General features: G+C 73.3%; 12 protein-coding genes. 6 read left to right on the top strand and 6 right to left on the bottom strand.

Features of this window, described 5'->3' with window-relative positions; all coding sequences use genetic code 11:
- Window positions 1-13 precede the first annotated feature (13 nt).
- Window positions 14-445, bottom strand: a complete 432-nt coding sequence (locus AB0A94_RS30235) for a transcriptional repressor (RefSeq protein ID WP_361749119.1) — start codon at window positions 443-445, stop codon at window positions 14-16.
- A gap of 385 nt (window positions 446-830) precedes the next feature.
- The gene (rpmF, locus tag AB0A94_RS30230) at window positions 831-1001 is read right to left on the bottom strand and encodes a 50S ribosomal protein L32 (RefSeq protein WP_361749118.1); all 171 of its coding nucleotides are present in this window, start codon (window positions 999-1001) and stop codon (window positions 831-833) included.
- Between the two features lie 535 nt (window positions 1002-1536).
- On the opposite strand from rpmF, the gene AB0A94_RS30225 reads away from it, so the two are divergent.
- Window positions 1537-3441 (top strand): ABC transporter ATP-binding protein, encoded by a 1905-nt coding sequence (locus AB0A94_RS30225; protein ID WP_361749117.1) that lies wholly within the window; start codon window positions 1537-1539, stop codon window positions 3439-3441.
- 614 nt (window positions 3442-4055) lie between these two features.
- Window positions 4056-5255, top strand: coding sequence for an oxygenase MpaB family protein (locus tag AB0A94_RS30220; RefSeq protein WP_361749116.1), 1200 nt, complete (start codon window positions 4056-4058; stop codon window positions 5253-5255).
- A 126-nt stretch (window positions 5256-5381) separates the two neighbouring features.
- Here AB0A94_RS30220 and AB0A94_RS30215 read toward each other — a convergent pair whose 3' ends face one another.
- The 4 genes from AB0A94_RS30215 to AB0A94_RS30200 form a co-directional block, all read right to left on the bottom strand.
- Window positions 5382-6578 carry a TetR/AcrR family transcriptional regulator gene (locus tag AB0A94_RS30215; protein ID WP_361749115.1) on the bottom strand — a complete coding sequence of 399 codons (1197 nt, stop codon included), beginning with the start codon at window positions 6576-6578 and terminating at the stop codon, window positions 5382-5384.
- A gap of 121 nt (window positions 6579-6699) precedes the next feature.
- The gene (locus tag AB0A94_RS30210) at window positions 6700-7791 is read right to left on the bottom strand and encodes an NAD(P)-dependent alcohol dehydrogenase (RefSeq protein ID WP_361749114.1); all 1092 of its coding nucleotides are present in this window, start codon (window positions 7789-7791) and stop codon (window positions 6700-6702) included.
- Entirely contained in the window at window positions 7788-8297 is a 510-nt protein-coding gene (locus AB0A94_RS30205; protein ID WP_361749113.1) for a DUF4334 domain-containing protein, read from the bottom strand. The genes AB0A94_RS30210 and AB0A94_RS30205 overlap by 4 nt, the downstream gene beginning before the upstream one ends.
- 44 nt (window positions 8298-8341) lie before the next feature.
- Window positions 8342-9064: a TetR/AcrR family transcriptional regulator gene (locus tag AB0A94_RS30200; RefSeq protein WP_361749112.1), complete on the bottom strand. Its 723-nt coding sequence runs from the start codon at window positions 9062-9064 to the stop codon at window positions 8342-8344.
- 260 nt (window positions 9065-9324) lie between these two features.
- Here AB0A94_RS30200 and AB0A94_RS30195 point away from each other — a divergent pair, with 260 nt between their 5' ends.
- The 4 genes from AB0A94_RS30195 to AB0A94_RS30180 form a co-directional block, all read left to right on the top strand.
- Window positions 9325-10479, top strand: a complete 1155-nt coding sequence (locus AB0A94_RS30195) for a CaiB/BaiF CoA-transferase family protein (protein WP_361749111.1) — start codon at window positions 9325-9327, stop codon at window positions 10477-10479.
- Entirely contained in the window at window positions 10479-11504 is a 1026-nt protein-coding gene (locus tag AB0A94_RS30190; protein ID WP_361749110.1) for an LLM class F420-dependent oxidoreductase, read from the top strand. Before AB0A94_RS30195 ends, AB0A94_RS30190 begins: the two co-directional genes overlap by 1 nt.
- A 2-nt stretch (window positions 11505-11506) precedes the next feature.
- A complete protein-coding gene (locus tag AB0A94_RS30185; protein WP_361749171.1) occupies window positions 11507-12649 on the top strand; it encodes an acyl-CoA dehydrogenase family protein in 1143 nt (380 codons plus the stop codon).
- Window positions 12650-12676: 27 nt separating this feature from the next.
- Window positions 12677-13659, top strand: a 983-nt coding sequence (locus tag AB0A94_RS30180) for an acetyl-CoA C-acetyltransferase (RefSeq protein WP_361749109.1), incomplete at its 3' end; no start/stop codon positions are given.

The raw sequence follows: 13659 nt of genomic DNA, 5'->3' as shown, positions 1-13659 counted from the left end.
GCGCACCGGCCGGTCAGGAGCCCGTCCGGTGGTCCGCCGGACCGGGGCGGCAGCCGTCGCACACACCCGTCAGTTCGACGGTGTGGTCCACGGCGTGGAATCCGATGTCGCGCGCGATCCTCACCACCCACTCCTCGACTTCCTCGGAGTCGACGGCCAGGCCGAGGCCGCACTCCCGGCAGACGAGGTAATGGCGGTGGCCGCCGTCCGGCCTGGGCCGGTAGAGGCGTTCGCCGTCACCGTCCCGCACCACGTCGACGTGCCCGGCCGCCTCCAGCAGCCGGAGGGTGCGGTAGACGGTGGACAGTCCCACCGCCGTGCCGTCCGCGACCAGGGCCGTGTGCAGGCCCTGCGCCGAGACGAAGACGTCGAGGGCGCGCAGGGCGTCGAGGACCGCGGCTCGCTGCGGGGTGGTGCGCCACGCGTCGCGGGCCCTTCCGTGCATGAGTGTGTCTCCCGTCGCTCATGAGGGCCGTCCGGGCACCGCGGGGGCGGGCCCGGACGGCCCCGTACCCGGGCCGGACGGCCGCCGTCACGCCCTCGTGACCGTGCCCGGGAGCGCGGATCCGGCCGGTGTCCCGAGGAGGGGAGGGAGCGTCGGCGGGCGCCTGCCGGCCGTCAGCCGTGCGGAGAGGGTCGCGCGGGGGCCCGGCCGGTGCGGGCCGGCACCGGCGAGCACCGGCTCCTGCGCGTGAGGGACGTCGGCGTACCCGGTCCCGGACGGCTCGAAGCGGGCCAGGGACCCGTCACGTCTGCGTGGTGACCCCGGCCTTCTCGGTGTGCCCGCCGTGGAGCTCCCGGACCCGGCCGGTGCCTCGAGGGCGTCGAGGTCAGCCCTCCGGGCGCAGCAGGCCCCGCCGGTAGGCGGGCACGAGGTGCTGCGGGACCCGGTGGGTCACGCCGTCCACCGTGACCGGCACCAGGTTCGGCGTACTCGCCTTCCACTGGGCGCGGCGGTGGCGGGTGTTGCTGCGGGACATCTTGCGCTTGGGCACGGCCATGGGGGTTCCTCTCGGTCGGGACGGACCGGCGGCACGGAACGTGCCGCCGGCGGGCAGGGGAGCGCCCCGGCCGGGTCGGAGGCCGTCGGCCGTGATGCCGCGTCGGGGCGCCATCAGCATACGACAACGGTTTTCATATGCGATAGCTGTGGGGGCTGCCGGTGTCCGAGGTCGGCCGCCGGACCTGGGCGGGAAGCGGCGGTGCGCACCGTCTTCACGGATTCCTCCCGGCTCGAACGCCCGTCCGAGGCCCCGCGCATGGAACCCGGCGGCCGGGTGCGCGTCGTCGGGCTCCCCTCCGGGTCGCCGGCCGGGAAGGGCGAGGGCGCCGGCACCTGCCCGCGGATGACGTGCGCCGACGCCGCGTCCGCGCGACGGGGAAGGGGCGCGCGGTGGACAGGCCGATCCGCGGCAGAACCGTCTCCGGTGCGGCCCTCGTTCTCACGGTGTCCGGTTCTCACCCGTACGTGGTAAATGCCTGGACCGGCGCCGTCCTCCAGCGGAAGACTTCCGGACTCCGACCTCCGGGAGTGTGATGGCGACAACAGATACGCAAGGACCGGCGCCGGGCAGGAGCGCGGTCGTTCTCGCGCTGCGCCGCTACGGCCGGGAACTGCTGAGACTGCGACGGCTGGCCCTGCCCGCGCTGCTGCTGCCGGCCGTGGGCAACATCGGAATCCGCTACATCGCCCCCCTGCTGATCGCCAAACTGGCGGGGCAGGCCGCCGACGACGGCGGTCTCACCCTCACGTCGGCGCTGCCGTACGTGCTGGGATTCGGCGCGGTGCTGCTGCTCGCCGAGACCGTGTGGCGGATCGGGCTGCACTGCCTGAACCGCGTGGACGCCCTCGGCATGGAACACCTCTACGTGAGCGGCATGGACGAACTCCTCGCCCAGGACGCCGCGTTCTTCCACGACAACTTCGCCGGCTCCCTGACCAAACGGGTGCTGAGTTTCGGCAAACGCTTCGAGGACTTCGTCGACACGCTGACGTACCGGATCGTGGGCAGCCTCGTCCCCCTCGTGTTCGGTGCCGTGGTGCTCTGGCACTACGAACCGATGCTCGTCGTCGGCCTCCTCGTGATGATCGCGCTGACCGTGGTGGCCGCGACACCGCTGATCCGTCGCCGGCAGAGGCTGGTCAACGACCGTGAGGCGGCGATCGCCCGGGTCTCCGGCCACGTCGCCGACAGCCTCGCCAACATGGAGACCATCCGGGCGTTCGCTGCCGAGCGGCGGGAGGCCGACGAACACCGCAGCCGCGTCGCGGACTTCCGACGCCTGGCGCTGAAGTCGTGGGACTACGGCAATCTGCGCGTCGACACCCTGATCGCCCCCATGTCCGTGCTGACCAACGTGCTGGGTCTGCTGGTCGCCATCGCCCTCGGGGGTCCGGGACAGGGAGTGGAGGAGATCGTCGTCGCTTTCACCTACTACTCCAACGCGACCCAGATCATGTTCGAGTTCAACCAGATCTACCGGCGTCTGGAGAGCTCGATGACCGAGGCCGCGCAGTTCACGGAACTGCTGCTGGATCCGCCCACCGTGCTGGACCCGGCGGAACCCGAACCGCTCGCACCGCGGGACACCGGCATCCGCTTCGAAGCGGTGACCTTCGCCCACGCGGGTGCGAAGCCGATCTTCCGGGGACTCGACCTGGAGGTGCCCGCAGGCGCACGGATCGGCCTGGTCGGCAGGTCCGGCGGCGGCAAGACCACGCTCACCCGGCTCCTGCTGCGGATGTCGGACATCCAGGGCGGACGCGTCCTGATCGGCGGTCAGGACATCAGCCTGCTGCGCCAGGACGACCTGCGCTCGCTGATCGCCTACGTCCCGCAGGAACCCGCCATGTTCCACCGCAGCCTGCGGGACAACATCGCCTTCGCCCGGCCCGGCGCCACCGACGAGGAGATCCACGCGGCGGCCGCGGCCGCACACGTCACGGAGTTCGCCGACCAGCTCCCCGACGGCTTCGCCACCCTGGTGGGGGAGCGGGGAGTCAAACTCTCGGGCGGCCAGCGCCAGCGCGTCGCCCTCGCCAGGGCCATCCTGCGCGACGCCCCGGTCCTGCTGCTGGACGAGGCGACCAGCGCGCTGGACTCGGAGAGCGAGCTCCTCGTCCAGGACGCCCTGTGGCGGTTGATGGAAGGGCGTACGGCCCTCGTGGTCGCCCATCGCCTGAGCACCGTCGCCGGCATGGACCGTCTCGTGGTCCTCGACCGCGGACGCGTCGTCGAGCAGGGCACCCACGGGGAACTGCTCGCGGCGGACGGCGCCTACGCCAGGCTGTGGCAGCACCAGTCGGGCGGCTTCCTCGGCGAGAGCACCGGCCCGGCCCCCGGTGACGATCCACCGGCAGCCGGTCTCACCGGTCTGCCGGGACCCTCCGAACCGGCGCCGGACCGGGGCCAGGCCCGCACGAGCACCGGGCCCGCTTGATCTAGCAGTTCCCGGCCGTCGCCGGCGGTGGACCGGCCACCGCCGGCGACGAGGGCGGCGCCCGTGACGTACACGGCCTCGTCGGAGGCCGGGGAGGCGGCGGCGTTCACGACGTCGCCGACCGGGCCGGCCCGGCCGGCGCCCGGGACGTCTCCGGGCGTGGGAACGGGCCGGCCCAGCCTCCTCGCAGGACCCGGACTGTGGAGTTCGCTCCGTCGGCCGCGCGTACGTGACGGGCCCGCACGCGGCTCTCCTCACTGCTCCGGCGGCCGGCGGGCAGGGTCACGACACCCTGGGCCTCTTCGACCGGGCCGACGAGGCCGACCCCGGACCGCACGGGTGGGTCCGACGCGGCGAGCCGGACCGCGGCCGCTCCTCTCCGGCCCGTCCGTACGGCGCCGGGGCGGCCCGGCACCGGTCGTTCCGGTGGCGTACGGACGTGGCGGAGCGGGAGGCGAGCTCTCGGTCACCACCATTGCCGACCGCGACGCACCTCGCTATGTTAATCGAAAATCACATCGGCGCGGCACGGTCCGTCATGTATCGGTCGCGCGAACGGCAAGTCTGCGAAGGCACCTGGCACCATCTGGCCCATCAGGGAAGCAGGTAAGTCAATGGAGAACCTCAGCAGGCGGAAGGCCCTGTCACTCGGTGTCGCACTCGGCCTGGTGGGCGTGGCGAACCCCGTCCGGGCGTGGGCGTCGACGGGCTCGGCGACCGGAGCCGCCGCGGGGACCGGTCCGGAGTGGATCTGGGACGACGCGGCGGACCCACTGATGGTTTCGATGCTCGAGAAAGGACACGTGCCGGCGATCAACACCGCGTGGGCGTCGTGGGTGAACAACAACGACCCGCTGCCCAGCGGCCTGCCGGCCGAGTTCGCCGCGTACCTGCGGCAGGTCAACCGGCTGCCCTCCTGGGCGGACCCCGCCAAGCTGGCCCGCGCCGCCGACTTCAACCGGCGCAGGGACACGTACCTCTTCATGCTGTACGGCCTCGGCAGCGGGATCATGAGCACCGTGATCCCGCGCGAGGCCAAGAGCGTCTACTGGTCCGCGGGCGGCGCCGACATGCAGGACCGCGCGGCCAAGACGTTCACGTTCGGCTACGACCTGTCCGAGCTGGGGGCCTTCGGGCCGACGGGACAGTTCGTCGTCACCGCCAACAAGACGCGCGTGGTGCACGCGGCGGTGCGTCATCTGCTGCCGCAGTCGCCGCACTGGCGGGCGGTCGCCGACGAGACCATCCCGATCAGCGCCGCCGACATCCTGGTCACCTTCCACAGCCTGGGCACTTACGTGCACAGAAAGCTGATCGAATGGAAGATCCCGTACCCGGCCGCGGACCAGGAGGCGTTCCTGCACTCGTGGCAGGTCGCCGTCCACCTGCTCGGGGTGCCGTACGAGCACATCCCCCGCACCTGGGCGGCCGCCGAGAGGCAGTCGGCGCAGGTGCTCACCCCGATCCTCACCCCGTCGACCGAGGGCATCGCGCTGGCCGAGGAACTGCTCGGCCTGACCGCGCAGATCGACCTCGGCGTCACGCGCGGGTTCCTGAACGAGTTCGTGCGCTACGTCCTCAGCGACGAGGTCGGCGACTGGCTGGGACTGAAGCGCGACTACGCGGCGGCGGCCCTGGTCCGCACCGCCTGGCCGGCGTTCGTCCTGTTCCGCGAGGGGCTGTCGCCCGTCATGCCCGGCACTTTCTACATGTTCGACCAGTTCGTGCGCGCCCTGGCCATGCTGTTCCTCAACAAGGGCTCCTCCGGGACCACCACCCCCATCACGATCCCCACCGGCAACAGGCCGGGCTGAGCCGTCGAACCGGTCACCCCGGTGCCCGCCCCGCGGCAGACGGGCCGAAGGGCGGGCACCGGGATGAGTCCCGCCCGGGGCGCCTCACGGCGCGGCGCCTCGTCGCCGCCGGGTTCCGACGGCCGTTCAAAGACCCAGAGCGCCCAGGACCAGAGCGGTCACGGCCGCACGGTGGCCGGGGCCGTCCCGCCACCGCAGTCTGCGTCCCGCCTCGACCACCACACCGAACCCCGCGTGCACCAGCACCCGGGCCTGGCGCGGGTCCAGCTCCGGACGGGCCAGCCGCAACTGCTGCTCCCAGACGGCGATGTGTTCCCGCTGCGCGAGGACCACGGGCCGCCGCAGCCCTTCCGGCAATCCGGCGAGCTCGGCCTCGGCGACGCTGTTGAGCTCGGTGTACTCGAAGCTGTAGGCCACATACGTCGCCGCCAGCGCGACGACGGCGTCACGCGGGCCGGCCACCTCGTGCAGGCTCCGCTCCACCCCCTGGGCCAGCAGACCCGCCGCCTGGAGGCACGCCGCCGCAAGGATGTCGACCTTGCCGGGATAGTGGCGGTAAAGCGCGGACGGGGTCAGCCCGACCGCCCGAGCGATCTGCCCGTTCGTGACGTTGGCGAATCCGTTCCGGGCGAACAGCGGGACGGAGGCCGCGAGGATCTCCGCGCGTCGCGTGCGCGGCACCGGCCGGGCGGGCAGCTCGACGGGGCGCGCGCCCGGCCGGCCCGCCGCCGGATCGGTCGCCGCCACGCGCAGCGCGGACGCCAGCAGCAGCTCCTCGGCCCGGCGCCCGGCGATGGAGGTGCGGTGCATCGTGACGGACCCGATCGCACCGAGCGCCGCCATGGCCCGCAGCCGCCCGTCGGGCAGCGGGTGCTCGCGCTGCACCGCCTCGTCGACCCGCCCGACGAGGCGGCCGAACTTCACCGCGAGACGCCGGCGGTCCTCCCGGTCGAGGTACCGGGCCTCCCACCGGTACACCCCGCCCGACGCACGATGAGCGACCGTGACCCGGGTGACGGCGGCGAGCACCTCCGCCAGGGCCGCCCCGGGCGGCACCTCGTCGAGCGCGGCGACCAGTCCGTCCACCATCACGTGGGCGCACTCGGCGAACAGCGCGTACTTGTTGGGGAAGTGCCGGTACAGGGCGGCCGCGCTGATCCCCACGCCGGCGGCGACCTCCTCCATGGAGGCCTTGTGGTAGCCGCGCTCGCTGAAGACCCGCCCGGCCGCGTCGACGATCAGCTGCTTGCGGTTGCGGGGCCGAGTGGCCGCGGCCGGACGGGCGGTCGCGGCCGGACGGGCGGACGGGGAGGCGGGAGCCATGCGAATCAGTCAATCACACGCCGTCAGCGGGCCCGGCTCCCTCGGCGTGGCGGGCGGCCCGGCGGCATCCCGGCGGGGACACACCGCCCGGCACCGCCGTCCCGGGCGCCGCAGCGGCCCGTCAGGCGAAGGTGAGGACCGGCTTGACCACGCTGCCGTCCCCCATGGCGGCCACGGCCGCGCCGATGTCCTCGAACGGGAACGTGGTGACCAGCCGGCCGATCGGGAAGAGGCCGCGCCTGTGCAGGCCGATCAGCTCCGGGATGAAGCGGCCGGGGTCGGAGTCCCCCTCGATCACCCCGTGGACGCGGACGCCCTTGGCGAGCAGGCCCCGCACGTCGAACGTCACCTCGTCGCCGAGGCCGAGGAGGGCGAGCCGGCCGCGCGGGCGCAGGGCGTCGACGGCCCGGCGGGCCATCTCCGGACGGCCGGTGGTCTCGACGACGTGGTGCGCGCCGCCGCTGGTGAGGTCGCGCAGCGCCGCCACCAGACCGTCCCGGGGGGCCAGGGCCGCCGCGGCGCCGAGTCCGGTGGCCAGGGCGCGGCGGGAGGCGACCGGGTCGACGGCCACCACCGGGTCGCAGCCCACGGCCACCGCGGCCATCAGCGCGCTCAGACCGACCCCGCCGGCGCCCAGGACGACCAGTGAGGAGCCGGGTTCGGGGCGCAGCCGGTTGAGCACGGTGCCCGCGCCCGTCTGGCCGCTGCAGCCCAGCGGCGCGGCGACCGCGGCCGGCAGGTCGGAGGGCACCTTGACCACGCCGCGTTCGTGCACGACGGCGTGCGTGGCGAAGCTGGACTGGCCGAAGAAGCCGGCGTGGAGCGGCGCGCCGTCGACGGAGAGCGGAGTGGTGCCGTCGTCGCGTCCACCGGAGAAGTTCAGCTCCCGGGCGGCGTGGCAGTAGGCCGGGTGGCCCGCCGCGCACTGCTCGCAGGCGCCGCACCTGGCGAAGGTGAGGCAGACGTGGTCCCCGGGCGCGACGCCGGTCACCTCCTCGCCCACCGCCTCGACGCGACCGGCGCCCTCGTGGCCGAAGACCATCGGGGTGAGCCGCCGGGGCCAGGTGTCCCGCATCGCCAGGTCGGTGTGGCAGACGCCGGCCGCGGTCGTCCGCACCAGCACCTCGTACGGCCGTGGGTCCTCGAGGTCCGCGTCCCGCACGGTGAACGGGGCGCCCGGCGCCTCGGTGACCGCGGCGCGGACGCGCCTCACGAGCCCTCGCCGGCCCGCGGGCCCCCGTGCGGGGTCCCGGGGACGCGCTCGAGGAAGAAGTAGTAGAAGGGGCCCTCGGCGGGGACCCCCTTGGCGTTCATGATCCCCATCAGCGTGGTGTCGTCCACCTGCTTGAAGTGGTCGAGGACCGGCCGGCCGTCGTAGACCATGGTGGCCGTCGACTCGCCGCGGAACTCGACGGTCCACAGGCTGGCCTCGCCCTTGCCGAGCTCCACGTGGGAGTACAGCTCGCCCGACTCGGCACGGCAGATCAGCGGCTTGGCGTCGTGCACGGCGGTGAACGTCTTGCCGTACCAGCCGGCCTTCGCCAGCTCGCCGTTGAGGGGGTGGCCGGTGTCGAACTCGCCGCCCTTCCACTCACCGAGGATGTCCTCGGGGCGGACGGTGGCCAGCGCCGCCCAGATCTCGTCGAGCTCGGAGGGGTCGACCGGGCCGTCCTTCTCCCGGAGCTCCTCGAACCGGGCGCGGGCGTCGAGCACGTCCATGGCGGGTGTCCTCTCGTCGGTACTGACACGGGGGAAGCGGAACGTCAGGAGGGTGCCGGTGCGGGGTGCGCGGGAGCCGGCCGCCCCGGCCGCCGGGAAGAGCGCCGCGGGAACGGCAGCGTGAGGTCGCCGGTGACCGCGCCGGGGTGGCCCACCGTGCCGAGGCTCAGCAGCACGTGGCGTTCGGCGACCTCCTCCGCGGTGAGCGGGCCGTCCTCGCGGAACCAGTTGGCGACCCCCTGGCACATGACGAGCACCGAACGCACCGCGTCGGCCGGGATCGGCGTGGTGAACACGCCCTGGGCGCGGCCCGCCTCGACGGTGTCGAGGAGCATGTGCTCGAGATAGTCGCGCAGGGCGACGTAGCGCGCCCGGTTCGGGGGCTCCAGGCTGCGTATCTCGGTGTCCAGGAAGGCCAGTTGCTGCCGGTGGGTCATGTACAGCACGATCGACTCGACCATGCCGCAAAAGCGCGCCAGCGGATCGTCCCCGGCCTCCCCGGCCGCGGCCCGGCAGCGGTCCAGGACGTCCTTGATGGACGTCTCGAGGAGCGTGGCCAGCAGCGCCTGCTTGTTCTCGTAGTGGTAGTACAGCGCGGGCACGGTGACGCCGACCCGGCCGGCGATGTCCCGGACCGAAGTGCCGTGGTAGCCGTGTTCGTTGAAGGCCTCCATGGCGTGCGTCAGGATCGGGTGCAGGTCGAGCGGTCCGTAGGAGCGCCAGTGCTCCGCCGGTGGTGTGGGGTCCTGGCTCGGCGCGGTGTTCAACGACTCTCCTCGGGACGGGCGGCGATCGGCGACATCGTACGGCCGTGAGTCCGGCGCACCCCCCTCCGACTGCTTAGCGATCGATCAGGAAATCCCGGCGGCCGACGGTCGCCCTGAGGTCACTCTCCCCGTGTCGATCCACAAAAACAAGTACTGCACGGGGAGTTGACCGACCCGCATCGCGCTCCTACGTTTTAGCGAACGCTCAGTAAGTCCCCGGTCGACGGCGGCGGGTCCGCCGTGCACCGAGAGAGGAATCCATGAGCCCGTACTCCACCGACCTTCCGGGCCACGACGTCGCGGGCCCGCTGGACGGCGTGCGCGTGGTCGAACTGGCGGGGATCGGCCCCGGCCCGTTCGCCGCCATGCTCCTCGCCGACCTGGGCGCCGACGTGGTGCGCGTGGACCGGCCCGGCACCCCGCCGCTCGGCGGCGATCCCGCCCACGACGTGACCAACCGCAACAAGCGCTCCGTCGTGGTCGACCTCAAGTCGCCCGAAGGACCGGGAACGGTGCGGGCGCTGGCGGCGCGCGCCGAGATCCTGGTGGAGGGGTACCGGCCCGGTGTCGCGGAGCGGCTCGGGGTCGGCCCCGAGGAGTGCCTGGCCGTCAACCCCGCCCTGGTGTACGGCCGGATGACCGGCTGGGGCCAGCGAGGACCCCTCGCGTCCCTGGCCGGACACGACATCGGCTACATCGCCACCGCCGGCGCCCTCGGCATGATCGGCGCACCGGAGGGCCCGCCCGCCGTCCCCGTCAACCTGCTCGGCGACTACGCGGGCGGCTCCCTCTACCTGACCACCGGCGTCCTCGCCGCACTGCTCACCGCCCGCGCCACCGGCCGCGGCCAGGTGGTGGACGCCGCGATCGTGGACGGCACCGCACACCTCACCGCCATGTTCTGGGGCATGCTCGCCGAGGGCACCTGGCAGGACGCCCGGGGCCGCAACCTGCTCGACGGCGGCTGCCCCCACTACGGCGTCTACGAGACCGCCGACGGCGGCTGGATGGCGGTCGGCGCCCTGGAACCGCGGTTCTACACGGTGTACGTCTCCCTGCTGGGCCTGGACGCCGAGGACCTGCCGGACCGCGCCGACCCGCGCAACTGGCCCGAACTGCGGGCCGTGTTCGCCGCCCGGTTCAAGACCGCCACCCGTGCGGAGTGGACGGCCCGCTTCGAAGGCACCGACGCCTGCGTCGCCCCCGTGCTCTCGCTGCACGAGGCGTCCGGCCACCCGCACCTGACCGGACGCGGCACCTACACCGAGGCGTACGGCATCACCCAGCCCGCTCCCGCCCCCCGCTTCTCCGACACCCCCGGCACGCTCCGGCTGCCGCCGGCCGTCCCCGGCGCGCACACCTCCGACGTGGCCCGCGACTGGGGCGTGCCCGAACTGCTGAAGGACCACCGCTGATGGAACTGTCCTCACCCCTGGCGTACGCCGGCGATCCGCGCGCCGCCGCGGACCGGGCCGCCGCGCTGGAGTCCGCCGGCCTCGACGCCGTCTGGGTGGCCGAGGCCTACGGCTTCGACTCCCCGACGCTCCTGGGGTACCTCGCCGCGAAGACCGAGCGGATGCGGATCGGCTCGGCCGTCCTCAACGTCTACTCGCGCACCCCCGCGCTGATCGCCCAGACCGCCGCCGGACTCGACGCCCTCACCGGCGGCCGGGCCCTCCTCGGCGTCGGCGCCTCCGGACCCCAGGTCGTGGAGGGCTGGCACGGCCGCCGCTACGACCGCCCGCTGGGCCGCACCCGCGAGGTGATCGAGCTGTCCCGGCGGATCTGGCGGCGCGAGGTGATCGAGCACCACGGCATCACCGACCTGCCCCTGCCGCCCGAGAAGGGAGGCACCCTCGGCAAGCCGCTGAAGCTGCTGAACCACCCGGTCCGCGACACCGTCCCCGTCTACGTCGCGGCGCTGGGCCCGGCCAACGTCAGGATGACCGCCGAGATCGCCGACGGATGGCTGCCGTTCCTCTACGTCCCCGAGCACGCCGACAAGGTCTGGGGCCGCTCCCTGGCCGAGGGCGGCGCCCGGCGCGACCCCGCGCTCGGCCCGCTCCAGGTCGTGGCGGGCGGCCCGCTGGCCATCGGCGACGGCGCCGAGGCCGCCCGTGACCTGATGCGCCCCACCGTCGCCCTCTACGTCGGCGGCATGGGCGCGCCCGGCCGCAACTTCTACCACGACCTCGTCTGCTCCTACGGTTACGAGTCCGCCGCGGCCGCCGTCCAGGAGCACTACCTCGCGGGCCGCAAGAAGGACGCGGAGGCCGCCGTACCGGCCGAACTGCTGGAGCGGCTTTGCCTGGCCGGCCCCGAGGGCTACGTCCGCGACCGCGTCGAGGTCTTCCGCGAGGCGGGCGTGACGATGCTCGACGTCACCCCCGTCGGTCCCGACCCCGCCCGGCTGATCGAGCGCGTGAGGAGCTGGCTGTGACCCTGGAACGCGACCTGTACGGCCCCGACCACGAGGCCTTCCGCGAGACGGTGCGGGCCTTCCTCGCCAAGGAGGTGGCCCCCCACCACGAACGGTGGGAGAGGGACGGCGTCGTCGACCGCGAGGTGTGGCGCTCGGCGGGCCGCCAGGGCCTGCTGGGCATGGCCGTCGACGAGGAGTACGGCGGCGGCGGGACCGACGACTTCCGGTACAGCGCCGTCCTCATCGAGGAGTTCGCCCGCGCCGGCGCCTCCGGGCTCGCCCTGAGCCTGCACAACGACATCGTCGGCCCGTACCTGACCCGGCTCGCCGACGAGGAACAGAAGCGGCGCTGGCTCCCCGGATTCGTCTCCGGCGACCTCGTCACCGCCATCGCCATGACGGAACCCGGCGCGGGCTCCGACCTGCAGGGCATCCGCACCACCGCCACCGACCGGGGCGACCACTACCTGCTCAACGGCACGAAGACCTTCATCTCCAACGGCATCCTCGCCGACCTCGTCGTCGTGGTCGCCCGCACCACCCCCGAGGGCGGAAGCGGCGGGCAGAGCCTGCTCGTCGTCGAGCGCGGCACGGCGGGCTTCGCACGCGGCCGCAACCTCGACAAGATCGGCCAGAAGGCCCAGGACACCGCCGAGCTGTTCTTCGACGACGTGCGCGTCCCCAAGGAGAACCTGCTCGGCGAGGAGAACCAGGCTTTCACCCACCTCATGGACAACCTCGCCCAGGAGCGGCTGGCCATCGCGGTCGGCGCCGCCGCCGCGGCCGAGGAGATCCTGGACGTCACCACGCGGTACGTGAAGGAGCGCGAGGCGTTCGGGCGACCGCTGGCCCGGCTCCAGCACATCCGCTTCGAGATCGCCGAGATGGCCACCGAGGCCATGGTCACCCGGACCTTCGTGGACCGCTGCGTCACCGAGCACGGCCGGGGCCGCCTCGACGCGGTGCACGCCTCCATGGCCAAGTGGTGGGCCACCGAACTGCAGAAGCGCGTCGTCGACCGCTGTCTGCAACTCCACGGCGGATACGGCTACATGAGCGAGTACCGGGTCGCCAAGGCGTTCCTCGACAGCCGCATCCAGACCATCTACGGCGGCACCACCGAGATCATGAAGGAGATCATCGGCCGCTCGCTGCTCCGCTGAATCCCCCCGACAAGGAAGGCATCCGAGGTGAGCACCGAAGCGTACGTGTACGACGCGATCCGCACCCCGCGCGGTCGCGGCAAGGCAGGCGGGGCCCTGCACGGCACCAAGCCGGTCGACCTGGTCGTCGGCCTGATCCACGAGACCCTCCGCCGGTTCCCCGGCCTCGACCCGGCGGCGATCGACGACATCGTGCTCGGTGTGGTCAGCCCCTTGGGCGACCAGGGCGCGGACATCGCGCGCACCGCCGCCGTCCTCGCGGGGCTGCCGGAGACGGTGGCGGGCGTACAGGAGAACCGCTTCTGCGCGTCCGGGCTGGAAGCCGTCAACCTGGCCGCGGCGAAGGTCCGTTCGGGCTGGGAGGACCTGGTCCTCGCGGGCGGCGTGGAGTCCATGTCGCGGGTCCCGATGGGCAGTGACGGAGGCGCCTGGGCACAGGACCCGCGCACCAACCACGACACCGGATTCGTCCCCCAGGGCATCGGCGCCGACCTGATCGCCACGCTGGAGGGCTTCTCCCGCCGCGACGTCGACGAGTACGCGGCCCTCTCCCAGGAACGGGCCGCCGCGGCCTGGAAGGACGGACGCTTCGACCGCTCCGTCGTCCCCGTCCTCGACCGCAACGGCCTCGTCGTCCTCGACCACGACGAGCACCCGCGCCCCGGCACCACCGCCGACTCCCTCGCGAAGCTCGAGCCGTCCTTCGCGGACATCGGCGAGCTGGGCGGCTTCGACGCCGTGGCCCTGCAGAAGTACCACTGGGTGGAGCGGATCGACCACGTCCACCACGCGGGCAACTCCTCCGGCATCGTCGACGGCGCCGCGCTGGCCGCGATCGGCTCGCGCGAGGCCGGCGAGCGCCACGGACTCACCCCGCGCGCCAGGATCGTCTCCGCCGCCGTGTCCGGGGCCGACCCCACCATCATGCTCACCGGGCCCGCCCCCGCCACCCGCAAGGCCCTCGCCAAGGCCGGCCTGACCATCGACGACATCGACCTCGTCGAGATCAA

The organism is Streptomyces sp. NPDC044984 (assembly GCF_040646935.1).
Lineage (GTDB): Bacteria > Actinomycetota > Actinomycetes > Streptomycetales > Streptomycetaceae > Streptomyces.
This window is presented reverse-complemented; position numbering and strand designations above follow the sequence as displayed.

Excerpts from the sequence above, each read along its gene's own strand:
- AB0A94_RS30205 (WP_361749113.1), bottom strand. The coding sequence starts at position 8,297 with ATGGACGTGCTCGACGCCCGCGCCCGGTTCGAGGAGCTCCGGGAGAAG.
- AB0A94_RS30225 (WP_361749117.1), top strand. The coding sequence starts at position 1,537 with ATGGCGACAACAGATACGCAAGGACCGGCGCCGGGCAGGAGCGCGGTC.
- AB0A94_RS30215 (WP_361749115.1), bottom strand. The coding sequence starts at position 6,578 with ATGGCTCCCGCCTCCCCGTCCGCCCGTCCGGCCGCGACCGCCCGTCCG.
- AB0A94_RS30235 (WP_361749119.1), bottom strand. The coding sequence starts at position 445 with ATGCACGGAAGGGCCCGCGACGCGTGGCGCACCACCCCGCAGCGAGCC.
- rpmF (WP_361749118.1), bottom strand. The coding sequence starts at position 1,001 with ATGGCCGTGCCCAAGCGCAAGATGTCCCGCAGCAACACCCGCCACCGC.
- AB0A94_RS30195 (WP_361749111.1), top strand. The coding sequence starts at position 9,325 with ATGAGCCCGTACTCCACCGACCTTCCGGGCCACGACGTCGCGGGCCCG.
- AB0A94_RS30220 (WP_361749116.1), top strand. The coding sequence starts at position 4,056 with ATGGAGAACCTCAGCAGGCGGAAGGCCCTGTCACTCGGTGTCGCACTC.
- AB0A94_RS30190 (WP_361749110.1), top strand. The coding sequence starts at position 10,479 with ATGGAACTGTCCTCACCCCTGGCGTACGCCGGCGATCCGCGCGCCGCC.